The following is a 21,637-nucleotide window of genomic DNA, read 5'->3' as shown; positions in this document are numbered from 1 at the left end:
GGGCGGGGGTTCAGGCGAGGGGGGCGAGGCGTAGCCAGCGCTCGGCGACCTGCGCCTGCGAGACGGGTCCGTCGCCGTCACGGTCGATCTGGGGCGAGTCGAACTCGACCCACCAGGTGCGAGCCGAGCCGCCGATCGCCGACACGCCCTGCCAGGCACTGCCGCCGGCCCGGACCACGATGCCGGTCGGGCCGTACGGGAACGGCGTCGCCGGGTCTTCGTCGGAGTCGAGCACGTACACCTGCGCGCCCACCCCCATGCGCGCCGAACCGGAGCGCCCGTCGTCGTCGGAGGAGGGGGAGGAGGAGGAATCGCTACCCCAGGCGTCGGGTTCGGGTTCCGGCTGTCGGGGCCGTCTGGTGAACATGGACGACATCGTGCCATGCGCGACGGGCGCCACGCGACGACACGGCCGCGCTCACAGCAGGCCCGTAGGCCGGATGAGCCCATGCCGGCGGCAGAGCGCGACCGAAGACGACGAGTAGGGCGGACGGGACTTGAACCCGTGACCGATCGATTATGAGTCGACTGCTCTAACCGGCTGAGCTACCGCCCCCCGCGTCGGCCCATCGGTGCGAACCGGGGTCGGCCGGGGCGGAGCCGCGGTCGACCGTCAGTGCGCGCGGTCGGACGCCGCGTCGGTGGAGGGGACCACCGGCTGACCACGATACAGGCTCTCGAACACGCTGATCGTGCGGTCGATGTCGTGCCCCTCGATCATCTTCAGGCTGGCCCGGCGCATGGCGAGGTAGTCGTCGTCGGTCGCGGTCAGAACCGTCGTGAGCTTGTCGGCGAGGTCGCGGCTGTCCCCCGGACGGAAGAGGTAGCCGTTCTCACCCTCGTCGACCAGGTGCGGCAGGGCCATCGCGTCGGCCACCACGATCGGCAGGCCCGAGGCCATGGCCTCGAGGCTGGCGATGCTCTGCAGCTCGGCGATCGACGGCATCGCGAAAACGGTCGACTCGGTGAGCGTGCGGCGCAACTCGTCGTCCGACAGGTACCCGACGAAGGTCACGACGTCGGCCAGACCCAGGTCGCGACTGGTCGCCTGGAGCTGCTTGAACAGGTCTCCCCCGCCTACGATCGTCAACGTGGCACGGAGGGACGGGTCGAGCAGGGTCATCGCCTTGAGCAGCACGTCGATCTGCTTCTCGGCCGTGACCCGGCCGACGAACACGATGCGGTTCTCGACGGGACGGGTGTCGAGGGCGGTGTAGTGACCGGCCTCGATGCCGCACGAGACGGCGAGCACGCCGGTGACCGCGACCGACTTCTCGAGGAACGTCGCCGCCTTCTGCGTGGGCGTCGTGATCGCCGCGGCCTTGTGGAACGTCTTGCTCGCGTCGTTCCACGCCATCTGGGTCGCCTTCGCGCGGAGGCCCTTGGGCAGACCGGTGTGCTCGAGCAGGTTCTCGGGCATGAAGTGGTTCGTCGCGACGATGCGCACGCCCCGGCGCTCGGCGACCTGCGCCACGCCCCGGCCCATCACGATGTGCGACTGGATGTGCACGACGTCGGGGTGGATCTCGTCGAAGATCTTCTCGGCGTGCTCCTGCACGCGCCACGGTGTCGCGAAGCGCAGCCAGTCGTGCAGAGGCCAGCGGGTCGAGTAGAGCCGGTGGACGGTCAGCGTGACGCCGCCGTGCTGCTCGAGGAAGGTGCCGTGGTGACGACTGGCCGCCGGCACCATGAGGTGGACGTCGTGCCCACGCTGGGCGAGGCCCACGGCGAGCCTCTCGGTGAAGTTGGCGGCGCCGTTGACGTCGGGCGGGAAGGTGTCGCCCGCGATCAGGACGGTCAGCCGGTCGGACGGCCCCGAGGAGGCGCGGGTCGCGGCGTCAGGCGACGTCGCGTCGTCGGTCGGGCCGGGTTCCGAGGGCGTCGGGGCAGGTGTCACGGGTCGTGGCGTCCTTCTCGTGCTCGGTGAGGTGTGCGTCGTGTCAGGCATCCGCACGGTGGTGGGACCGACGGACAAGACGACCCCACGGTAGCTCAGGCTCGGGTCTGGGGATGGTATTTAGCGAGTTGGAACACGCCGTACACGGCGATCGCGGCCGCGATGACGAAGAAGACCCCGGCGATCGCGGGGGCGTTCTGCGCCTCGCCCAGCACGACGATGCCGATGCCGACCGCGATGAGCGGGTCGACGACGGTGAGGCCGGCGATGACGAGGTCGGGCGGCCCGGACGAGTAGGCGTTCTGCACGAAGTACCCGCCGAGCAGGCCCGCGGCGAGCAGGAAGACGATGCAGACGATCGTCAACCAGTCGAAGTTGCCGGCGAAGACGCGGTTGAGGACGACCTTCGCGAGGGTGGCCACGAAGCCGTAGAGCACGCCGGCCGCGATGATGTAGAACAACGCGCTGCGGCGTCGACGCAGCAGGGCGAAGGCGACGCCCAGCACGGCTCCGACGACGGCGAGGATGACGAGCACGGTGACGAGTTGTCGGGTCGTGATCTCGGGTTCGATCGCCGTGAAGGCCGCCACGGTGACGAAGAGCCCGACCCCGCCGACGCAGAAGAGGATCGCCCGCTTGGCGCGACGGTCGAGCCGTCGCCCGGTGGACCGGGAGTTGAGGACCGCCGTGATCACGAGCGCCACCGCACCGAGCGGCTGCACGACGAGCAACGGGGCGATGCGCAGGCTGGTCAGCTGGAACAGGATCGCGAGGCCGAGCATCAGCGTGCCCAGCACCCAGGAGGGACGGCCGACGAGGGCGAGCACCTGGCGGACGTTCATGCCGCTCTTGGCCGCACCGATCCGCCGCTCGACCTTGGCGACGCCCTGGTGTTGCAGCTGCGCGCCGATCGACAGGAACACGGCGCCGATCAGGGCGATGGGGATTCCGAGCGCCTGGTAGGGGGTCAGGGATACCTGCTGGGTGAGCTCCCCGATGTCCGTCGTCACGGCGTCCACGCTAGCGCCGTGGCGCTGGATAGTCTGGACGAATGGCCGTTCGACCCATTTCCATCACGGGTGACCCCGTGCTCCACTCCCCCGCCTCCGAGGTGACCGTCGTCGACGACGAGCTCCGCACCCTCGTCTCCGACATGTTCGAGACGATGGACGCCGCCCCGGGCGTCGGCCTCGCGGGCCCTCAGGTGGGCGTCGGCAAGCGCCTGTTCGTCTACTCGTGGACCGACGACGACGGCGAGCTGTGGCGGGGCGTCGCGATCAACCCGACGCTCTGGCAGAGCCCGCTCTCGATCGAGCCGCTCGACGACGACTCGGAGTCCGAGGGGTGCCTGTCGGTGCCGGGCGAGAGGTTCCCGCTGCGCCGCGCCGACGGTGTCGTGCTGCGGGCCACCGACCTCGACGGCGACGAGGTCGAGATCGAGGCCTGGGGCTGGCTCGCGCGCATCTTCCAGCACGAGTACGACCACCTCGACGGCATCCTCTACGCGGACCGGCTCGAGCACCCGTTCCACAAGGCGGCCGCCAAGGCCGTCCGCAAGAAGGGCTGGGGCCAGCCGGGAAGCACCTGGCTGCCGGGAGTCGACCACCTCGAGGACTGACCTCGGACCGAGCCGACCCGACGACGAAGGAGGCGCGTCCTGCGAACCGCAGGACGCGCCTCCTTCTCGTTCGGCCCCGGCACGGAACGGGCGGGAGAAAAATGCTGGAGACGGACCGGAGCAAGAGAAAAGGCCCAGAGGGTGGAGCCTCTGGGCCTTCGCTCCCCGAGTTGGACTCGAACCAACAACCTGCCGGTTAACAGCCGGCTGCTCTGCCAATTGAGCTATCGAGGAATGGCAACCGCCCCGGACTCTCATCCGTGACAGCGGAGACAACTCTAGCAAAGATCTGGGACCCCCACGGACCACGGTGGTGACGCGGCGCGTCGGACGACTCCGGCCCCGGCGTCAGTACCCGTCGTGCGGGTCGACGACCCCGACGAACTCGCCGTCGCCGAGGAACGCCCGCACGTTGTGCCGGATGCGTTCGGCCAGCAACGGGGCCGTCATCTCGGGGGTGTCCGCCTGGTGCGGCGTGACGATGACCCGCGGCTCGCCGAAGAGCGGGTGACCGTCGGGGAGCGGCTCGGGCGTCGTGACGTCGACCCCGGCTCCCCAGAGACGCTCCGCGCGGACCGCGTCGACGAGGGCGTCCGTGTCGACCAGGCTGCCCCGCGCGACGTTCACGAGCACGGCCGTCTCGGGCAGCAGGGCGAGCCGACGGGCGTCGAGGAGGCCCGACGTGCCGGGCGTGGCCGCAGCGGCGAGGACGAGGACGTCGGCCCCGGGCAGCACCTCGTCCAGGCGTTCGACGGGGAGCGTGCGGTCGGCCCCGGGCACGGGCTCGCTCGACCGGCGCACGATCGTCACACTGACGTCGAACGGGGCCAGGAGGCGCATCAGCTCGATCGCGATGCCGCCGGCGCCGACGATGACGACGTGCCGACCGTAGAGCGAGCGGCCCTGCTGTTCGGTGGCCCAGGACGTCGCGCGCACACGCTGGGGCACGACCCTCAGCAACGACAGCACCAGCATGAGGGCGTGTTCGGCCACGGGCTCGGCGAACGCCCCCTTCGCGCTGGTCCAGAGCGGCAGCGCGCGGTCGGCACGTGCGGCGATGACCTCGGCGAAGGCGTCGACCCCGGCGTAGGGCAGCTGCACCCACTCGACGCCCGGGTTCTCGTCCAGGGCCCGCGCGAGGCCGTCGGCGTCGCGGTACGAGAGCCAGACCAGGCCACGGGTGTCCGGACCGAGCGGGACGACCTCCGCTCCCCCGGCACGCACGGCGTCGACGAAGACCGGGGTCGGGCGGGGGGCCACCGACACGGCGCCCGCGGTCGGGCGACGCGCAGGCGCGAGGACGGGGCCCGGGGGGGCGGCCGCGCGGTGGCCGCGCGCGCCTCCTGGGCTCGCCTCGCGGGCGGCGGCCGCCGGGGCGGGGCCCGGAGCCGGCTCGGTGGGCACGGTGCCTGGTCGCCGCGGCGCTCGGCGTCGGGATCGAGGGGGCGCCCGGACTCACGTTCTTCGGGGCGGATGATGTCGATCGGCGTGGTCTGCGAGAGCACCTTGACGTACGGGTCGATGCCGGTCCGGAGCACGTCGTCGATGTCGCCCAGCCCGACCAGACGACCGCCCCGCATGACGGCGACGCGGTCGGTGATGGCCCGCGCCTCGGCCACCGACGACGTCACGACGAGCGCCGAGAACTGACGCCCCTCGTGGAGGTTCTTGATGACGTCGAGGACGGCCTGGCGGACGAGCACGTCGACGCCGCGAGCTGGCTCGTCGGCGATCAGCAGGGGCGGCTCGAGGACGAGGCTGCGAGCCAGGGCGACGCGCTGACGCTGACCCGAGCTGAGCTCCCAGGTCTGCTTGAGCATGGTGCCGAGCGGCAGGGGCACGCCGTCGACGAGCGTGGCGACGATGCGCCCGGCCTCGGTGCGGTCGAACTTCCGGTCGCGCTGGTAGATCGGCTCGGCGATGGCCTCGCCGACGGTCAGGTCGGGGCTCAGCCGTTCGCCGTCGTCCTGCGCCAGGTAGCCGACCATGGCCGAGAGCCGGTCGCGTCGTCGGCCCGAGAGCTTGCCGACGTCCTGGCCGAAGACGCGCGCGGTGCCGCCGACCAGACGGGGTCGACCCTCGTCGACGCGTCCCGTGCCGGTCAGCCCGGCCAAGGCCATCGCGAGCGTCGACTTGCCCGAGCCGCTCTCGCCGAGCACGGCGACGATCTCACCCGGCTCGACCCGCAGGGTCACCCCGTCGACGGCCCGCACGGCCGGGTGGCCCGCCCGCGCCGGATAGAGCAGCGAGAGGTCGTCGGTGACGACCGGCTGGTCGAGGTCGAGCTCGCGACCCGGCACCGTCAGGCCGCCCCGTCGGTGGCGGTGCCGAGGGCGGCGTCGTCCGCCGCCCGTCGGTCCAGGGCGGCCAACCGCTCGCGACGAGACGCCTGCTCGATCGGATCGGGCACCGGCAACGACGCCAGCAGGCGCTGCGTGTAGGGGTGCTCGGGTGCGCCGAGGACCTGGTCGTTCGGACCGCTCTCGATCAGGTCGCCGTGGAACAGCACGCCGATCCGGTCGGCCAGCATGTTGACGACGGCGAGGTCGTGGCTGATGAACAGGGCGGCGAAGCCCAGTTGCGACTGCAGTTCGGTGAACAACTCGAGGACGCGGGCCTGCACGGACACGTCGAGGGCACTGGTGGGCTCGTCGGCGATCAGCAACGTCGGGTCGAGGGCGAGCGAGCGGGCGAGGCTCGCCCGCTGGCGCTGCCCGCCACTGAGCTCGTGGGGGTAGCGGTCGGCGAACGACTTGGGCAGCTGGACCGCCTCGAGCAGTTCGTCGACGCGCGGACGAGCGGCCCGGGCGTCTTTCGCGCGGCCGTGCACGATGAGCGGCTCGGCCACGCACTCGGCGATCGTCAGCAGGGGGTTGAAGCTCGACGCGGGGTCCTGGAAGACGAAGCCGATGTCGGCGCGCTTCGGCTTGAAGTCGCGCTCGTGCACCCCGTTCATCTCGATGCCGAGCCCCTCGAGCGACCCGCCGGTGACCTTCGTCAGCCCGGCGATGGCCCGCCCGATCGTGGTCTTCCCCGAACCGCTCTCGCCGACCAGGCCGAGCACCTCGCCGCGGGCGATCGTGAAGTCGACGCCCTTGACGGCCCGGAAGCCGCCGCGGCCGAGGCGGCCCGGGTACTCGATCTCGAGTCCGCGGGCGCGGACGACGACCTCGCTGTCGGCGGGCTGCTCCTGTTGCGTGTGACCGCGGGCCTCGAGCTTCGGCACCGAGCCGAGGAGGCGCTTGGTGTAGTCGTCCTGCGGGTTCGCGAACAGCTCGACGGCGGGAGCCTGCTCGACGACCTTGCCGAGGTACATGACCGCGACCCGGTCGGCGAGGTCGGCGACGACGCCCATGTTGTGCGTGATCAGGACGATGGCCGTGCCGAACTCGTCGCGGCAGCGGCGCAGCAGGTCGAGGATCTCGGCCTGCACGGTCACGTCGAGGGCCGTGGTCGGCTCGTCCGCGACGATCACCGACGGGTCGAGGACGAGCGCCATCGCGATCACCACGCGCTGTTTCTGCCCGCCCGAGAACTGGTGCGGATAGTAGTCGACGCGGGTCTCGGGGTCGGGGATGCCCACGCGACGCAGGATGTCGATCGCCTTGACCCGCGCCTCCTTGCGTCCCACCTTGCCGTGGGCCCGCAGGCCCTCGGCGATCTGCCAGCCCACCGTGTAGACGGGGTTGAGCGCGGTGGACGGCTCTTGGAAGACCATGGCGACGTCGGTGCCGCGCAGCTCGCGGACCTTCTTCGGGCCGACCTCGAGGACGTTCTGCCCCGAGAGCAGCACGGCACCGGTGGCGACCGCCGTCTCGGGCAACAGGCCCAGGATCGTCTTGGCGGTCACGGTCTTGCCGCTGCCCGACTCGCCGACGATGGCCAGCACCTCGCCGGCGCGGACGTCGAGCGTCACGCCCTGCACGGCGGCGACGTCGCCACCGTCGGTCGCGAAGGTGACCTCGAGGTCGGTGATGCCGACGGCGACGGGGCGCTCGTCGCGCGGGGCCGCCGGTCGGCCGGTCGTGGTCGTGTCGGCGGTCATGCGGTCACCTCGTCGTTCGTCGTGGTCGGGGCCTGCTCGGCACCGCGGCTCGCCCGCGTCTTGCGCTTCGCGCGACGGCGGGACCGGCGGCGCGGGTCGGCCAGGTCGTTCAGGCTCTCGCCCATCAGCGTGAGGCCGAGCACCATCAGGACGATCGCCGCTCCGGGGAACACGCCGGTCCACCAGATGCCGCTGGCCGTGTCGGACAGGGCGCGGTTCAGGTCGTAGCCCCATTCGGCCGCCGAGGTCGGACCGATGCCGAAGCCCAGGAAGCCGAGGGCCGCCAGGGTCAGGATCGCCTCGGACGCGTTGAGCGTGAGAATCAGGGGCAGGCTGCGCGTGGCGTTGCGCAGGACGTGCTTGAACATGATGCGGCCCGTGCTGCTGCCGTTCACCTTGGCGGACTCGACGAACGCCTCGGCCTTGAGCCTCGTGGCCTCGGCGCGGACGACCCTGAAGTACTGCGGGACGTAGACCACGGTGATCGAGATGCCCGCCGAGACGATGCCGCCCCAGAGGCTGGACTGGCCGCCGCTGATGACGATCGAGACGACGATGGCGAGCAGCAGCGACGGGAACGCGTAGACGGCGTCGGCGATGACGACGAGCACCCGGTCGAGCCACCCGCCCAGGTAGCCCGAGATCAGGCCGAGCGTCACGCCGATCGTGATCGACAGCACGACGGCCACGATGACCACGGCCACGGCGGTGCGGGTGCCCCACATGACGCGGCTGAACACGTCGTAGCCACCGACCGTTGTGCCCCACAGGTGCTCGGCCGAGGGCGGCGCCTGGCGCGGGAAGGCCTCGGTGGCACCGCGCAGCTGGCCGAAGCCGTAGGGGGCGATGAGCGGGGCGAAGATCGCCAGCAGCACGAACACGGCGACGATGACGACGCCGGTCAGCAGCATGCCGCGCTGCAGTCCCACCGAGCGGCGGATCTGGGCGACGACGGGGAGGCGCTTGTAGAGGGGTTCGCGGCGGTCGGCCGCGACGGCAGCATCGGTCATGGTCAGTACCTCACGCGGGGGTCGATCAGGGCGGCAATCACGTCGACCACGAAGTTGGTCACGGCGACGATGACGGCGAGCACGGCGACGATGCCCTGCACGGCGATAAAGTCGCGGGCCGACAAGTACTGCTGCAGCTGGAAGCCGAGCCCCCGCCAGCCGAAGGTCGTCTCGGTCAGCACCGAGCCGCCGAGCAGCATCGCGATCTGGAGGCCCATGACGGTGATGATCGGGATGAGGGCGGGCTTGAGCGCGTGCGCCCGGACGAGGCGGAACTCGCTGACGCCCCGCGACCGGGCCGCGTCGACGTACTCGGAACCGAGCGTGCCGATCACGTTGGTGCGCACGAGGCGCAGGAAGATGCCGGCGGTCAGGACGCCGAGCGCGAGGGCGGGCAGCACGGCGTGCGAGAGGACGTCGACGATGATCGTCGAGTTGCCGGTCCGCAGGGCGTCGACGATGTAGATGCCCGTCGGGTGGTCGATGCGGCCCAGGGCGATGGCGACCCGCGTGCTGGCCCGACCGCCGAGGGGCAGCCAGCCGAGCCAGACGGAGAAGGTCAGCTTGAGCAGCAGGCCGGCGAAGAAGACCGGGGTCGCGTAGGCGAGGATCGCCAGCACGCGGAGGATCGCGTCGGGCCACCGGTCGCGCACGTACGCGGCGAGCATGCCGAGCGGGATGCCCAGCACGAGCGCGACGATCAGTGCGTAGAAGACCAGCTCGATGGTGGCGCTGCCGTACTGCAGCAGGATGCCGCTGATCTCGCGGTTGTCGGTCGCGGTGGTGCCGAAGTCGCCCCGGACGATCTGGCCGAGGTACTCGAGGTACTGGACGATCACCGGACGGTCGTAGCCCGCGGCGGCGAGACGCTCTTGCAGCTGGGCCTCGGTGAGACGGCCCCCGACGGAGGCGGTGATCGGGTTGCCGACCACGCGCATCAGGAAGAACACGAGCGTGACGAGGATGAACACGGTGGGCACGATCAGGATCGCGCGGATCACGATGTAGCGTCCGAGGCCGCCGCCCCCGGAACTTCGGGACTTCCCGGGGCTGGAGGTGGGCGGCGCCGTGAGGGAGCCGTCGGTGATCAGGGTCACGTCGTTGGGCCTTTCGATGGTGTGGTGCCGGTCGCAGGCCGGAGGGGGCGCCCCGCGGTGTCGCGGGTCGCCCCCTCGGCGTACGGCCGTGGTGCGGAGTCCCCCGGCCCCCGAGACCGACCGGCGGACCGGCGGGGCTCAGGGGACGGGGAGGCGCGTCAGCGGCTCAGCGCACCGTAACGGAACTTGAACGACGCGTCGAGCGTGTCGTCCACGCCCTTCACGTCGGACTGCGAGACGACGACCTGCGTGCCCTGCAACAGCGGCAGCGTCGGCAGGTCGGCCGCGACGGCGTCCTGGATCTGGCCGATGGTCGCCTCGCGGGCCGAGGCGTCCTGCTCACCGATCTCTTGCGTCAGCAGACCCTGGACGGTCGGGCTGTCGTAGTGGTTGCCGACGAAGTTGTCCGCGCTGAAGAACGGCGTCAGGTAGTTGTCGGCGTCCGAGAAGTCGGGGAACCAACCCAGCTGGTACACGGGGTAGGCGTCCTCGCGGCGCTCGGTGCTGTAAGTGTCCCAGAGGGTCGACTGCAGGTTCACGGTGAACAGGCCGCTCGCCTCGAGCTGCGACTTGATCAGTGCGTACTCTTCGTCGCTCGACGCACCGTAGTGGTCGGGGCTGTACTGCAGGTCGATCGACACCGGGGTGCTGACGCCGGCGGCCGACAGGGCCGCGGCGGCCTTGTCGACGTCGGGACCGCCCTGGCCGTCGCCGTAGAGGCTCTCGAGGGGCTTGGTCGCGCCGGTCAGGCCGTCGGGGACGACCGAGTAGAGCGGCGTGTAGGTGTCGTTGTAGACGTCCTTGGCGAGGGCGGCACGGTCGACCGTGTCGGCCACCGACTGACGCACGGCCAGAGCCTTGGCCGGGTCGGCGTCGGGCTGCGTGGCGCCGTAGGGCATGGTGTTGAAGTTGAACACCAGGTAGCGGATCTCGCCGCCGGGGCCGTTGTGCACGGTGAGTGCGTCGTCCTTGGCCAGGTCGGCCAGGTCGGTCGGGCTCAGGCTGCGGTTCGCGACGTCGACGTCACCGTTCTGGACGGCGAGCTTCAGGTCGGTCTCTTCGGTGTAGTACGTCGCCGTGACCGAGTCGGTCTTCGGAGCACCGAGCACGCCGTCGTAGGCGTCGTTCGCCGCGTAGGCGATCGTCTCGTTCTGCGAGTAGTCGGTGATCGTGTACTGGCCCGAGAAGGCGTCGCCCTTGACGATGTCGTCGGCGTCGGTCAGCCCGGTCGCCGAGAAGACGTCCTCGTCGACGATGGGTCCGGCGGGGCTCGAGAGCACCTGGGGCCAGGTCTGGTCGGCCGACTTGAGCGTGAAGACGACGGTCGTGTCGTCCGGCGCATCGGTGCTCGCCAGGTTGCCGAGCAACGACGACGGGCCGTTGGGGTCGGCGATGGCCAGCTGGCGGTCGAAGCTGAACTTGACGTCGCTCGAGGTGAGCGCGTTGCCGTTCGCGAAGGTCAGACCGTCCTTCAGCTTGACCGTGTACTCGGTCGGGCTGGTGAAGTCGGCGGACTCGGCCAGGTCGGGCTCGACGTCGGGGCTGCCGTACGGGGCGTTCGTCAGGAAGCCGAACACCTGGTTCTGGACGGCGAACGACCCGTTGTCGTACGAACCGGCCGGGTCGAGCGACGTGATGACGTCGGTCGTGCCGATGCTGAGACCGTCGAGGGCGTCGGTCGCGTCCCCACCGGAGGCGCAGCCCGAGAGGACGAGTGCGGTGGCAGCGGCGCCACCGACGACGGCGAGGGCGCGTCGGGCGAGCGTGGAGTCGGATGTCATATCCGGTTACCTCTTTCTCTGTGTGCAAGGGGCCCCGGGCCGTGCTGTGGACGCGGCCGTTTCAGGGAACGTCCATTGGTAACACACACGTGAGCCTGAGACGGACTCATCGCGCAACTGTTTACAGGCCCGCAACGAACCCTTGCCAACTGGTCCGGTCGGGCCCGACGGCGGACGCACTCGATGTATGCGCGTACAGGAACGGAGGCCCGCGACACGTCCGACGACGTCACTCTTGACGGACGGACCGGCGCTCGGCCTCGACCGCGGCGATGCGCACCTGGATCTCGCGCCAGCGTTCGGGCTCGGACTTCATGTCGGTGCGGAACGACTGACCGAGCAGCTCGGACTTCTCGCGGATGAGGTCGCGTTCGACGATCGAGACGACGATGCCTCGACAGTAGGTCGTGATCTCGCGCCCCTCGCGCTCGGGGATGGGGGCGATGGCGAGCTCTTTGGCCAGGGCGTCGAACGGCGACGGGGTCTGGCCGAGGACGACGTCGAGCCAGTCGGCCGAGTCGAAACGGTCGAGGCTCGCCCCGATCGCGTCGCGGACGACCGCCAGGGCGCTGTTCTCGATGCGTGCCCGGGCCGCTCGCTGCATGAGCTCGAAGCCGACCGTCGCCGGGTGCTGGAGCATCGCCATGAGCGCGTCGCGCTCGGTCCGGGTGGTCAGGTCTCCCGGCAGCGTGAGCAGGCTCGGGCCGGCCGGCTCGTCGGGCACCGGCGGCAGGCTCGTGATCGACTGCCGGCCGCCGGGGACGCTCTGGGGCTGCGACCGCTCGGGCGCGTTCTGGGCCGAGGAGGCGCGACCCGCGTCGTCGACGGATCTCGCCACGTCGGCCGGATCGAGCCCCAGCCAACCCGCCAGCGACCGCACGTAGCCCTGCGTCATCGACCGGTCGCGGATGCCCGCCACCACCGGGGAAGCCGCTCGGAGCGCCGACACGCGCCCCTCGACCGTCTCGAGGTCGTGCCCGTCGATGAGGCGACGGATCATGAACTCGAACATCGGACGCTTGGTCGAGATGAGACGGCGCACGGCGTCGTCGCCACGGTTCAGCCTGAGGTCGCCCGGGTCGAGCCCGTCGGGAGCGACGGCGACGAAGGTCTGTGCGGCGAACCGCTGTTCTTCGGCGAACGCGCGGGACGCCGCCTTCTGGCCCGCCTCGTCGGGGTCGAAGGTGAAGACGACCTCGCCGCCGGTCGACGTGTCGGCCCCGCTGACGTCGCCGAGCATGGGACGCAGTACCTTGATGTGGTCGACCCCGAAGGAGGTCCCGCACGTCGCCACGGCCGTCGTGACCCCGGCCAGGTGGCACGCCATGACGTCGGTGTAGCCCTCGACGATGACGACCTGCTTGCCCTTCGAGATGTCACGACGGGCCAGGTCGAGCCCGTAGAGCACCTGGGACTTGTGGTAGATCGGCGTCTCGGGGGTGTTGAGGTACTTCGGGCCCTTGTCGTCCTCGAGCAGGCGACGGGCGCCGAAGCCGATGGTCGACCCCGTGACGTCGCGGATCGGCCACACCAGCCGCCCCCGGAAGCGGTCGTAGGGACTGCGGTCGCCCTGGCTCAGCAGCCCCGCGGTGACGAGTTCTTCGTCGCGGTAGCCGAGCCCCTTGAGGTGGGACCGCAAGGCGTCGAACGACTTCGGCGCGAAGCCGACGCCGAACCGCTCGGCCGCGGCCGGGTCGAAACCCCGTTCGCCAAGGAACCGCCGGGCGGGCTCGGCGTCGGCGGCCGTCAGGTGGTCCACGAAGAACTCTCGGGCGGCCTCGTTCGCCGAGATCAGTCGCGCCCGGTTGCCGTGGTCGCTGGCCTGACCGCCGTCTTCGTAGTGCAGCTCGAAGCCGATGCGCGCCGCCATGCGCTCGACCGCCTCTTGGAAGGTCGTGTGGTCGGTCTTCATCACGAAGCTGAAGACGTCGCCGTCCTCACCACAGCCGAAGCAGTGGTAACGACCCACCTGGGGCCGCACGTGGAAGCTCGGGCTGCGCTCGTCGTGGAACGGACAGAGGCCCTTGAGCGACCCCACACCGGCACCCTTGAGTGTGACGTGGTCGCCGACGATGTCGGCGATGTTGGTGCGCGACCGGACCTCGTCGATGTCGTTGCGTTTGATCAGGCCGGGCACGTGTCGATTCTAGATCGCGCCACCGACCGCACCGACCCGGTGGGCCGACCGCGGGAGGACGAGGAGGCGCGGTGGGGCTGGGGAGGACCCGCGCCTCCTCGGGGGTCTCCCTAGCGGCCGGCGGTCAGCCGGTCGTGCCAGGCCATGGCGCTCTGGTCGGTCAGCGAGGCGACCTGGTCGACGACGACCCGACGCCTCGCGGCGTCGTCGTCGGCCGCGGCCCAGTCGGCCGCGAAGCCCCGGTCGAGTTCGGAAGGGCCCGCCTGCCAGAGGGCGTCGGCGAGGCCGGTGAGGACCTCGCGCTGGCGGAGGTAGATGGGCTGCCGGTCGTCACTCGTCATGACGAAGGCCGCGACGATGCCCTTGAGCACGGCGATCTCGCCGATCACGTCGGGGGCGACGACGACCGAGGCCCCGAAGCGCATCAGGGCGTCACCGGGATACGAGTCGCGGGTCGCCTGCGTGGCCGAGCCGGCGAACCGGCCGATCAGCTGGCTCGTGAGGTTCTTGAGGCGGGCCTGCGCGAACCGGCTGCCGTCGTACGACTCGAGCCAGAACGGCAATGCCTGCAGACGGTCGAAGGCCTCGGTCAGCTCGTCACGGCTGAGCTCACCTCCGACCCAGGCGTGCATGGCCGTGACGAGCGAGTCGTGGTCGACCCGGGTACCCAGGGCGGCGACGTCGACGTAGCCGTTGACGACGGCGTCCTCGAAGTCGTGGACGGAGTACGCGATGTCGTCGCTGAGGTCCATCACCTGGGCCTCGACGCACCGTCGCCGACGCGGAGCACCCCGTCGCAGCCACTCGAAGGCGGCCGTGTCGTCGTCGTAGAAGCCGAACTTCATGCGCCCGCCCGGGTCGGGGATGCCCTGGGCCGCCGGCCACGGGTACTTGCAACTGGCGTCGAGGCTCGCGCGGGTCCGGTTCAGCCCGAAACTCCGCCCGTTCGCGTCGATCACCGTCGGTTCGATGCGGGTCAGTAGCCGGAGGGTCTGCGCGTTGCCCTCGAAACCGCCGATGTCGGACGACCACTCGTTCAGGGCCCGCTCGCCGTTGTGTCCGAACGGCGGGTGGCCGAGGGCGTGGGCGGGACAGGCCGTGTCGGCGACGCCGGGGGCGGGGCCCCGACTCGTCGCGAGCCCCCGACCGACCCGCGCGACCTCGAGCGAGTGCGTCAGCCGGTTGCGGGCGAAGGCGAGGCCGGCGGTCGGGCTCAGCACCTGCGTCTTCGCCGCCAGGCGCCGCAGCGCGCTCGAGTGCAGCAGCCGGGCCCGGTCGCGGGCGAAGTCGCTGCGCCGGTTGGAGTGCTGCTCGGGCAACCAGCGCTCGGAGTCGGCGGGGTCGTATCCGGGGGCAGCGCTCGGCAGGGCTTCGGTGGACACCGGGGCCTCTCGGTCGGGACGGGAAGAAATGTCGCGGACGGGCGTGCCTAGCCGCCGCTGTGGTGCAGTTCGGCGGCGGCGAGCTCGGCCTTGAAGGCCTCGTCGAGGTCGCGGCTCTCGAGCCACCGGTCGGGCAGGGCAGGACGCTTGGGGCTGCCGGCACGACCCCGCGGCCCCTCGGCCGCCTCGCCGGGGTACTGCTCGTCGGGGTCCATCGTGGCGAGCAGGTCGTCGATCTGCTGCAGCGAGTCGGCCAGGGCGAGAGCCGCCCGGACCTCACCGCCTACGGGGTAGCCCTTGAAGTACCAGGCGACGTGCTTGCGCATGTCACGGCAGGCCCGCCCCTCGTCGCCCGACCAGAACTCGACCATGAGTTGGGCGTGACGGCGGAAGGCCCGACCCACCTCGCCGAGGGTCGGCTCGGCCTTGAGGTCTTCGCCGCGGAATGCCGCGGCGAGGTCACCGAACAACCACGGTCGGCCGAGGCAGCCCCGGCCGACGACCACGCCGTCGCAGCCGGTCTCGTCGACCATGCGCAGCGCGTCGGCCGCCGACCAGATGTCGCCGTTGCCGAGGACCGGCACGTCGGTGATCGTCTGCTTCAGGGTCGCGATGGCCGACCAGTCGGCGGTGCCCGAGTAGAAGTCGGCCGCCGTGCGCGCGTGCAACGCGATGCTCGCCACGCCTGCACCCTGCGCGGCACGACCGGCCTCGAGGTAGGTGAGGTGGTCGTCGTCGATGCCTTTGCGCATCTTGACGGTCACCGGGATGTCACCGGCCGCCTCGACCGCACCCTCGACGATCTCGCGGAAGAGGCCGATCTTCCAGGGGAGGGCCGAACCGCCGCCCTTGCGGGTCACCTTGGGGACGGGGCAACCGAAGTTGAGGTCGATGTGGTCGGCGCGGTCCTCGGCGACGAGCATGGTGACCGCCTCGGCCACCGTGTTGGGCTCGACGCCGTAGAGCTGGATGCTGCGGGGGGTCTCGGACTCGTGGTGCTGGATGAGGCGCATCGACTCGGGCGTGCGCTCGACCAGAGCCCGACTCGTGATCATCTCGCTGACGTAGAGACCGGCGCCGTACTCGCGACAGAGGCGGCGGTAGGCCGTGTTGGTGATGCCGGCCATGGGGGCGAGCACGACCGGCGAGGCCACGTCGATCGGACCGATCGAGAGGCCGCGCGAGGGCAGGGTGGTGGTGGACATCGTTACGATTCTCCCATGAGCGACGGCAGGCTGACGAGTGGTGTGGACGACGCGGACGTCGGGGGCGACCCGGGGCGGGTCGACGGCACGGGGCGTGTGCGCACGGACGCCGCCGCACACGGTCTCGCGGTCGAGATCGTGGCGCGTCCGGCGGCCGACTCGCTCGAGGCCGCCGCCGCGTTGCTCGGACTGCAGCCCTCCGACATCGTGAAGAGCCTGGTGGTCAAACGGCACGACGGCTCGTTCCTGTTCGCGCTCGTCCCGGGCGACCGACAGATCTCGTGGGCGAAGCTCCGAGCGGTCGTCGGCGTCAACAAGCTGTCGATGCCGAGCGCGGACGTCGCGCTCGAGGTCACCGGGTACGAACGGGGCACGATCACTCCCCTGGGCAGCTCGACCGCGTGGCCGGTGGTCGCGGACTCCCGCATCGTCGGGAGGCGCGTCGCCCTGGGTGCCGGAGCCCACGGCTTCAGCGCCTTCGTCCAGGCCGACGACCTGATCGCAGGGTACGACGCGACCGTGGCCGACATCAGCGACTGACGCCGCGCCTCCCGGGCTCGTCGTCCGGGGTCCGATCGGAGGACCCACCGGCGGTGCTCGGCAGGTCGACGAGGCAGGAATCCCCCTCGCAGACGGCGGCGTCCGGTGCGCCGAGCATGGTGAACGGCACGGGCGGCGTAGCGACCCCGGTGGGGTCGCTCATCGGGCCACCTCGGAGGCGACCTGCTCGAGGGCCTGGACGAAGGTCTCGGGAGCCTGGGCGCCCGAGATGCCGTACTGGCCGTCGAGGACGAAGAACGGGACGCCGGTGATGCCGAAGGCCTGCGCCTGCGCCTGGTCGGCCCGCACGTCGCCGAGGTGGCGCCCGGTCTCGAGAGCCTCGCGCGCCTCCTGTTCATCGAGACCGACCTCCATGGCCAGCGCGACGAGATCGTCGACGCGGCCCACGTGGCGGCCTTCCTCGAAGTAGGCGTGGAGGAGGCGCTCCTTCATCTCGGCCTGGCGACCGTTGGCCTTGGCGAAGTGCAGCAGCTCGTGCGCCTTGACCGTGTTGGTGTGCTGAAGGTGCTCGAAGTCGTAGGCGAGGCCGACCTCGGACGCGATGCCGGCGACGGTGTCGAGCATGCCGCGGACCTGGTCGGCGGGCATCCCCTTGTGCTTCGAGAGGAAGTCGACCTCGTCGCCTTCGAAGTCGACCGGGGTGTCGGGTGAGAGCTCGAACGAGTGGTACTCGACCTCGACGGGGCCGTCGAAACGTCGGACCGCCTCTTCGAACTTGCGCTTGCCGATGAAGCACCACGGGCAGGCGATGTCGGACCAGATGTCGACCTTGACGGTCGCGGACGGGGTGGCGGAGTCTGCGGTCACGGCAGGACCAACTCGCGCGGGGGCCTCACCATTCCCCGCGCCCTCACCACTTCCACCGCCCCGTCGCGCTTCGCCCTCACGCGCTTCACCCCGTCGCGCGTCGCCCTCACCCGCCTTCCCCTGTCGGCAACTCCTGCCTCCTGCGTCGGCCCGGTGCGGCGAGCCGCCAGTTCCTGCGGCCCCGCGGCCCGAGCACACGCGGGAGGCAGGAGTTGCCGACACGTGACACCGGTCTCGGACCGCCCGCCGTGGTGATCAGGGCCTCGATCGCGGCCGACGTGCGGGCCCACAGGTCTCGCACCATGATCGTCCCCGCCCGGAACGGGACATGTCCGTCGAGGGCGATGTCTGCGTCCTTGAGACGGTCCCGGTCGAAGCGGCTCTCGTGGTGCTCGCGACCGTCGGTCTCGAGACCGACGACACCGTCGCCGAGCATGTCGAGGATCTTGCCCGTGGTGCCGACGGGCACCTGTCGCACGACGGGGTGTCCGGCCCGCCGAAGCCTCGTCCCGGCCGTCGACTCGAGGATGCTCTCGGCTCCCCCGTCGCTCCAGGCCACCAGCCCAGCAGCGTCAGCGCGTTTCCGTGCCAGGACCTCGGCGGCGTCCTCGTCGTCGGTCACGATGCCGACGCTGCGTGCCCAGTCGACCAAGATGACCGCGTCCTCGAGGGACTTCGCTTCGACCACCGCGCGGGCGAGAGCGTCTCGTGGGTCCCCCGCCCAGGTCGAGCCACGGGAACCGAGTTCGACAGGGTCCCAGACGACGCGGACGCCCCGTCGCCGGCGGAGGCGGGACGCGGTCTCGGGCACCGAGACCGTGATCGGCGGACGTCGCCACGACCACGCCCCGGGCTGGTGCAGGGCGGCCGCACCGGTGAGGCGTCCCCCCACCGCGACGGCCACGAAGCGCGGATCATGGCGCGGCCACGTCGAATACCAGCCGCGGCGGGGTCGACGGACCGTGCGGGAGCTGACGGCGACGGTCAGATGGCGGTCCGTCGCACCCGCCGCGACGAGATCACGCTTGTGCAGCAAGCCACCGGCGTCGGAGACGAGTTCGGAGATCGTGGTCATGCCCCACAGCGTCCCGAGAGGTACCCCCCTGGTGTGGAGAGTACGGGGGATCTGGGGACGGCGGCCTCACCTGGGACCCCCGGGGGGCGAGTCCTCGTCGCACGGAGCGCCGGTCGGGCGCGGGCAACTCCTGCCTCGTGCATCGTCCACGGACGACACGCCGCGTGCTCGGTTCAGGTCGCGGCAGGAAGCAGGAGTTGCCGCCAGGGCGGGTGGGCTGAGACCGGGTGGATGAGCGCCGGGTGGATGAGCGCCGGGTGGGCGCGAGCGAGTGCGGGCAGGAGCTCAGGCGGCCGGGCCGCGAGGCGAGGGCGGCCGCGGGCCAGGGTGGTCGACAACTCCTGCTCCGTGCCCTTCGAGCCGACGACACCCGGGCGCCCGGGGCGCGGCGGCACAGGAGGCAGGAGTTGCCGACACGAGGGAACGGGCCCTCGGCGTGCAGCGGGTGCACGACGAGGGCCCGTCGAGGGGTGGGGCGACCCGGGCGGCTACGCGCCGAGCAGTTGCTCGGCCAGGTAGGCCCTGAGCCCGGCCAGCGGGATGCGCTGCTGTGCCATGGTGTCGCGCTCGCGCACGGTCACGGCGTCGTCCTCGAGCGAGTCGAAGTCGACGGTGACGCAGAACGGCGTGCCGATCTCGTCCTGGCGGCGGTAACGGCGGCCGATGGCCCCCGCGTCGTCGAAGTCGATGTTCCAGTACTTGCGGAGGTCGGCGGCGAGCCCTCGGGCCATGGGCGACAGCTGCTCGTTGCGGCTGAGCGGCAGGACGGCGACCTTGATCGGAGCCAGGCGCCGGTCGAGCTTCAGGACGGTGCGCTTGTCGACACCGCCCTTCGCGTTCGGCGCCTCGTCTTCGGTGTAGGCGTCGACGAGGAACGCCATGAGCGAGCGGGTCAGGCCTGCCGCGGGCTCGATGACGTAAGGCGTCCAGCGCTCGTTCTTGGCCTGGTCGAAGTAGGTCAGGTCCTTGCCCGAGGCGGCGGCGTGGGTCTTGAGGTCGTAGTCGGTGCGGTTCGCGATGCCCTCGAGCTCGCCGAACTCGCCGCCGGCGAACCGGAAGCGGTATTCGATGTCGACGGTGCGCTTCGAGTAGTGCGAGAGCTTCTCGGCGGCGTGCTCGTAGAGGCGCAGGTTCTCGGGGTCGATGCCGAGGTCGACGTACCACTGGAACCGCTGGTCGATCCAGTACTGGTGCCACTCTTCGTCGGTGCCGGGCTCGACGAAGAACTCCATCTCCATCTGCTCGAACTCGCGCGTGCGGAAGATGAAGTTGCCGGGCGTGATCTCGTTGCGGAAGCTCTTGCCGATCTGACCGATGCCGAACGGCGGCTTGATGCGCGACGACTGCAGGATGTTGTCGAAGTTGGTGAAGATGCCCTGCGCGGTCTCGGGCCGCAGGTAGGCCATGCCCTGCTCGTTGTCGACCGGGCCGAGGAAGGTCTTGAGCAGGCCCGAGAAGTTCTGCGGTTCGGTCCACGAGCCGGGCTGCCCCGTGTCGGGGTCGCGGACGTCGGCCAGGCCGTTCTCGGGCGGGTGGCCGTGCTTGGCCTCGTACGCCTCGAGCAGGTGGTCGGCGCGGTAGCGCTTGTGGGTGTGCAGCGACTCGACCAGCGGGTCGCTGAAGACCTCGACGTGGCCCGAGGCCTCCCACACCTGACGCGGCAGGATGACCGCCGAGTCGAGGCCGACGACGTCGTCGCGGCCCTGCACCATGGTCTGCCACCACTGGCGCTTGATGTTCTCCTTCAGGGCGACGCCGAGGGGCCCGTAGTCCCAGGCCGAGCGCGAACCGCCGTAGATCTCTCCCGACTGGAAGACGAAGCCGCGGCGCTTGGCCAGGGCGATGACGGAATCGAGACGGTTGGGTGCTGCCACGTGTGATGCTCCGATGAGTTGAGGCCCGAGCTGGGTGCCCGGTCGGTCGAGGTACCCGGCAACTCTAGCGGCGGCGCGTCACCGGCCGAGCGCGACGGCGACGGCCTCGACGTCGCTCTCGTCGTTCCAGAGGTGGAACGCCACGCGGACGCGACCGGCGCGCCCCGACACCACGAGACCGGCGTCGCCGAGGAGGCGCTGGTCGCGTCCGTCGGGATCGGCCCAGGTCACGATCGCGCGACCCTGCGCCTCGATCCCGAGCCGCGAGCAGAGCGCGTCGCCCGTCCCGGCGGCGTGCGCCCAGGTCTCGTCGGCGTCGAGCCCGGCGAACGTGCGGAGCGCGGGCAGCGCCCCCGCCCAGGCCTGCCAGGCGGGCGAGACGTCGAACGCGCGGGCGTCCGCGGCGAGTCGCATCTCGGGGCCGTAGCACGAGCCCCACACGTCGTCGCCCGCGTACCAGCCGGCCTGTGCCGGCACCAGGAGGCGCTGGAGCCGCTCCCCCAGGGTGAGGAACGCCACCCCGCGCGGGCAGCACAACCACTTGTAGGCGTGGGTGACGCTGGCGTCGTACCGCGAGGCGTCGACGGGTCGCACGCCCGCGGCCGGGGTCAGGTCGCACAGCGTGAGCGCCCCGTGACGGGCCGCCGCGGCGACGCTGGCCGCGTCGTCGGCGACCTCTCCCGTGGCGGACTGGACGGCTGACCAGGCCACGAGGTGCGTGTCGGGCCCGACGGAGCCGGCCACCTCGTCGAGCGGGCCGCTCCGGACCCGGACGCCCCGCGCCTCCTGGACCACGAAGGGGTAGACGATCGAGCTGAAGTCGCCCGTGGGCACGAGCACCTCGGCCCCGTCCGGGACCGAGGCCGCGATCACGGCGACCATCGCCGACGTCTGGGACGCGATGGCGACGCGGCCGACGTGGACCCGGGCCAGACGGGCGAAGGCCGCGCGCGCCTCCTCGACGACGGCGCCGTAGGCGACGGGCCCGGCCCCACCGGACGACCACCGGTCGAGGTCGGCTCGCAGTGCCTCGACCGTCGACCGCATCGGCAGGCCCATGGTGCAGGCCGCGAGGTACCCCGGGGCAGAGGCGAAGAGGTCGGGACGGGGCTCGGTCATGCCCTCAGGCTCCTCCCGCCGAGATCGCG

19 protein-coding genes and 2 tRNA genes are annotated in these 21,637 nt (G+C 71.1%); 2 read left to right on the top strand and 19 right to left on the bottom strand.

Annotated features, from left to right (window positions below):
• Positions 1 to 10: 10 nt before the first annotated feature.
• From AEQ27_RS08465 to AEQ27_RS08450, 4 genes are all read right to left on the bottom strand, one after another.
• Complete coding sequence (locus AEQ27_RS08465; RefSeq protein WP_152970244.1) at positions 11 to 367, bottom strand: hypothetical protein; 357 nt, start codon at positions 365 to 367, stop codon at positions 11 to 13.
• A 115-nt stretch (positions 368 to 482) separates the two neighbouring features.
• Positions 483 to 556 (bottom strand) — tRNA-Ile (locus AEQ27_RS08460).
• A 57-nt stretch (positions 557 to 613) separates the two neighbouring features.
• A complete protein-coding gene (locus AEQ27_RS08455) occupies positions 614 to 1,897 on the bottom strand; it encodes a glycosyltransferase (RefSeq protein ID WP_369813613.1) in 1,284 nt (427 codons plus the stop codon).
• A 95-nt stretch (positions 1,898 to 1,992) separates the two neighbouring features.
• Complete coding sequence (locus AEQ27_RS08450) at positions 1,993 to 2,907, bottom strand: DMT family transporter (protein WP_054146248.1); 915 nt, start codon at positions 2,905 to 2,907, stop codon at positions 1,993 to 1,995.
• Positions 2,908 to 2,948: 41 nt separating this feature from the next.
• Here AEQ27_RS08450 and def point away from each other — a divergent pair, with 41 nt between their 5' ends.
• A complete protein-coding gene (def, locus tag AEQ27_RS08445) occupies positions 2,949 to 3,515 on the top strand; it encodes a peptide deformylase (protein WP_054146240.1) in 567 nt (188 codons plus the stop codon).
• Positions 3,516 to 3,676: 161 nt separating this feature from the next.
• Here def and AEQ27_RS08440 read toward each other — a convergent pair.
• The 10 genes from AEQ27_RS08440 to dusB all read right to left on the bottom strand — a co-directional run bounded on the left by AEQ27_RS08440 (position 3,677) and on the right by dusB (position 16,172).
• Positions 3,677 to 3,749, bottom strand: a tRNA-Asn gene (locus AEQ27_RS08440).
• Between the two features lie 114 nt (positions 3,750 to 3,863).
• Positions 3,864 to 4,508, bottom strand: a complete 645-nt coding sequence (locus AEQ27_RS08435; RefSeq protein ID WP_235451030.1) for an NAD(P)-dependent oxidoreductase — start codon at positions 4,506 to 4,508, stop codon at positions 3,864 to 3,866.
• Complete coding sequence (locus AEQ27_RS08430) at positions 4,469 to 5,815, bottom strand: dipeptide/oligopeptide/nickel ABC transporter ATP-binding protein (protein ID WP_235451029.1); 1,347 nt, start codon at positions 5,813 to 5,815, stop codon at positions 4,469 to 4,471. Before AEQ27_RS08430 ends, AEQ27_RS08435 begins: the two co-directional genes overlap by 40 nt.
• Positions 5,816 to 5,817: 2 nt before the next feature.
• Positions 5,818 to 7,560 carry an ABC transporter ATP-binding protein gene (locus AEQ27_RS08425; RefSeq protein WP_082383362.1) on the bottom strand — a complete coding sequence of 581 codons (1,743 nt, stop codon included), beginning with the start codon at positions 7,558 to 7,560 and terminating at the stop codon, positions 5,818 to 5,820.
• Positions 7,557 to 8,570, bottom strand: a complete 1,014-nt coding sequence (locus AEQ27_RS08420) for an ABC transporter permease (protein ID WP_054146239.1) — start codon at positions 8,568 to 8,570, stop codon at positions 7,557 to 7,559. Before AEQ27_RS08420 ends, AEQ27_RS08425 begins: the two co-directional genes overlap by 4 nt.
• Positions 8,571 to 8,572: 2 nt before the next feature.
• Positions 8,573 to 9,667, bottom strand: a complete 1,095-nt coding sequence (locus AEQ27_RS08415) for an ABC transporter permease (RefSeq protein ID WP_043592590.1) — start codon at positions 9,665 to 9,667, stop codon at positions 8,573 to 8,575.
• Positions 9,668 to 9,825: 158 nt separating this feature from the next.
• Positions 9,826 to 11,448 (bottom strand): ABC transporter substrate-binding protein, encoded by a 1,623-nt coding sequence (locus AEQ27_RS08410; protein WP_054146238.1) that lies wholly within the window; start codon positions 11,446 to 11,448, stop codon positions 9,826 to 9,828.
• Between the two features lie 229 nt (positions 11,449 to 11,677).
• A complete protein-coding gene (dnaG, locus tag AEQ27_RS08405; RefSeq protein ID WP_054146237.1) occupies positions 11,678 to 13,585 on the bottom strand; it encodes a DNA primase in 1,908 nt (635 codons plus the stop codon).
• A gap of 110 nt (positions 13,586 to 13,695) precedes the next feature.
• Positions 13,696 to 14,967 carry a deoxyguanosinetriphosphate triphosphohydrolase gene (locus tag AEQ27_RS08400; protein ID WP_235451028.1) on the bottom strand — a complete coding sequence of 424 codons (1,272 nt, stop codon included), beginning with the start codon at positions 14,965 to 14,967 and terminating at the stop codon, positions 13,696 to 13,698.
• A gap of 47 nt (positions 14,968 to 15,014) precedes the next feature.
• Positions 15,015 to 16,172, bottom strand: coding sequence for a tRNA dihydrouridine synthase DusB (dusB, locus tag AEQ27_RS08395; protein ID WP_054146236.1), 1,158 nt, complete (start codon positions 16,170 to 16,172; stop codon positions 15,015 to 15,017).
• Positions 16,173 to 16,187: 15 nt separating this feature from the next.
• Here dusB and AEQ27_RS08390 point away from each other — a divergent pair, with 15 nt between their 5' ends.
• The gene (locus AEQ27_RS08390; protein WP_082383361.1) at positions 16,188 to 16,712 is read left to right on the top strand and encodes an aminoacyl-tRNA deacylase; all 525 of its coding nucleotides are present in this window, start codon (positions 16,188 to 16,190) and stop codon (positions 16,710 to 16,712) included.
• On the opposite strand, the gene AEQ27_RS17760 is transcribed toward AEQ27_RS08390, so the two are convergent.
• The 5 genes from AEQ27_RS17760 to AEQ27_RS08370 all read right to left on the bottom strand — a co-directional run bounded on the left by AEQ27_RS17760 (position 16,702) and on the right by AEQ27_RS08370 (position 21,608).
• A complete protein-coding gene (locus AEQ27_RS17760; protein WP_161805508.1) occupies positions 16,702 to 16,875 on the bottom strand; it encodes a hypothetical protein in 174 nt (57 codons plus the stop codon). The two genes, AEQ27_RS08390 and AEQ27_RS17760, sit on opposite strands and share 11 nt — an antisense overlap.
• The gene (locus AEQ27_RS08385; protein WP_054146235.1) at positions 16,872 to 17,540 is read right to left on the bottom strand and encodes a DsbA family protein; all 669 of its coding nucleotides are present in this window, start codon (positions 17,538 to 17,540) and stop codon (positions 16,872 to 16,874) included. The genes AEQ27_RS17760 and AEQ27_RS08385 overlap by 4 nt, the downstream gene beginning before the upstream one ends.
• A 106-nt stretch (positions 17,541 to 17,646) precedes the next feature.
• Positions 17,647 to 18,615, bottom strand: a complete 969-nt coding sequence (locus AEQ27_RS08380) for a hypothetical protein (RefSeq protein ID WP_054146234.1) — start codon at positions 18,613 to 18,615, stop codon at positions 17,647 to 17,649.
• Positions 18,616 to 19,103: 488 nt separating this feature from the next.
• Complete coding sequence (locus AEQ27_RS08375) at positions 19,104 to 20,489, bottom strand: glycine--tRNA ligase (protein WP_054146233.1); 1,386 nt, start codon at positions 20,487 to 20,489, stop codon at positions 19,104 to 19,106.
• Between the two features lie 78 nt (positions 20,490 to 20,567).
• Positions 20,568 to 21,608, bottom strand: a complete 1,041-nt coding sequence (locus tag AEQ27_RS08370) for an aminotransferase class V-fold PLP-dependent enzyme (RefSeq protein WP_054146232.1) — start codon at positions 21,606 to 21,608, stop codon at positions 20,568 to 20,570.
• Positions 21,609 to 21,637 lie beyond the last annotated feature (29 nt).

This window comes from Frigoribacterium sp. RIT-PI-h (genome assembly GCF_001297205.1).
Taxonomy (GTDB): domain Bacteria; phylum Actinomycetota; class Actinomycetes; order Actinomycetales; family Microbacteriaceae; genus Frigoribacterium.
The sequence above is the reverse complement of the archived record's forward strand: the minus strand, read 5'-3'. Positions and strand labels throughout refer to the sequence as shown.

Bases quoted from the DNA above. Each gene is read 5' to 3' on its own strand.
- AEQ27_RS08465 (WP_152970244.1), bottom strand. From the start codon at position 367: ATGTTCACCAGACGGCCCCGACAGCCGGAACCCGAACCCGACGCCTGG.
- def (WP_054146240.1), top strand. From the start codon at position 2,949: ATGGCCGTTCGACCCATTTCCATCACGGGTGACCCCGTGCTCCACTCC.
- AEQ27_RS08425 (WP_082383362.1), bottom strand. From the start codon at position 7,560: ATGACCGCCGACACGACCACGACCGGCCGACCGGCGGCCCCGCGCGAC.
- AEQ27_RS08420 (WP_054146239.1), bottom strand. From the start codon at position 8,570: ATGACCGATGCTGCCGTCGCGGCCGACCGCCGCGAACCCCTCTACAAG.
- AEQ27_RS08410 (WP_054146238.1), bottom strand. From the start codon at position 11,448: ATGACATCCGACTCCACGCTCGCCCGACGCGCCCTCGCCGTCGTCGGT.
- dusB (WP_054146236.1), bottom strand. From the start codon at position 16,172: ATGTCCACCACCACCCTGCCCTCGCGCGGCCTCTCGATCGGTCCGATC.
- AEQ27_RS08390 (WP_082383361.1), top strand. From the start codon at position 16,188: ATGAGCGACGGCAGGCTGACGAGTGGTGTGGACGACGCGGACGTCGGG.
- AEQ27_RS17760 (WP_161805508.1), bottom strand. From the start codon at position 16,875: ATGAGCGACCCCACCGGGGTCGCTACGCCGCCCGTGCCGTTCACCATG.
- AEQ27_RS08380 (WP_054146234.1), bottom strand. From the start codon at position 18,615: ATGACCACGATCTCCGAACTCGTCTCCGACGCCGGTGGCTTGCTGCAC.
- AEQ27_RS08370 (WP_054146232.1), bottom strand. From the start codon at position 21,608: ATGACCGAGCCCCGTCCCGACCTCTTCGCCTCTGCCCCGGGGTACCTC.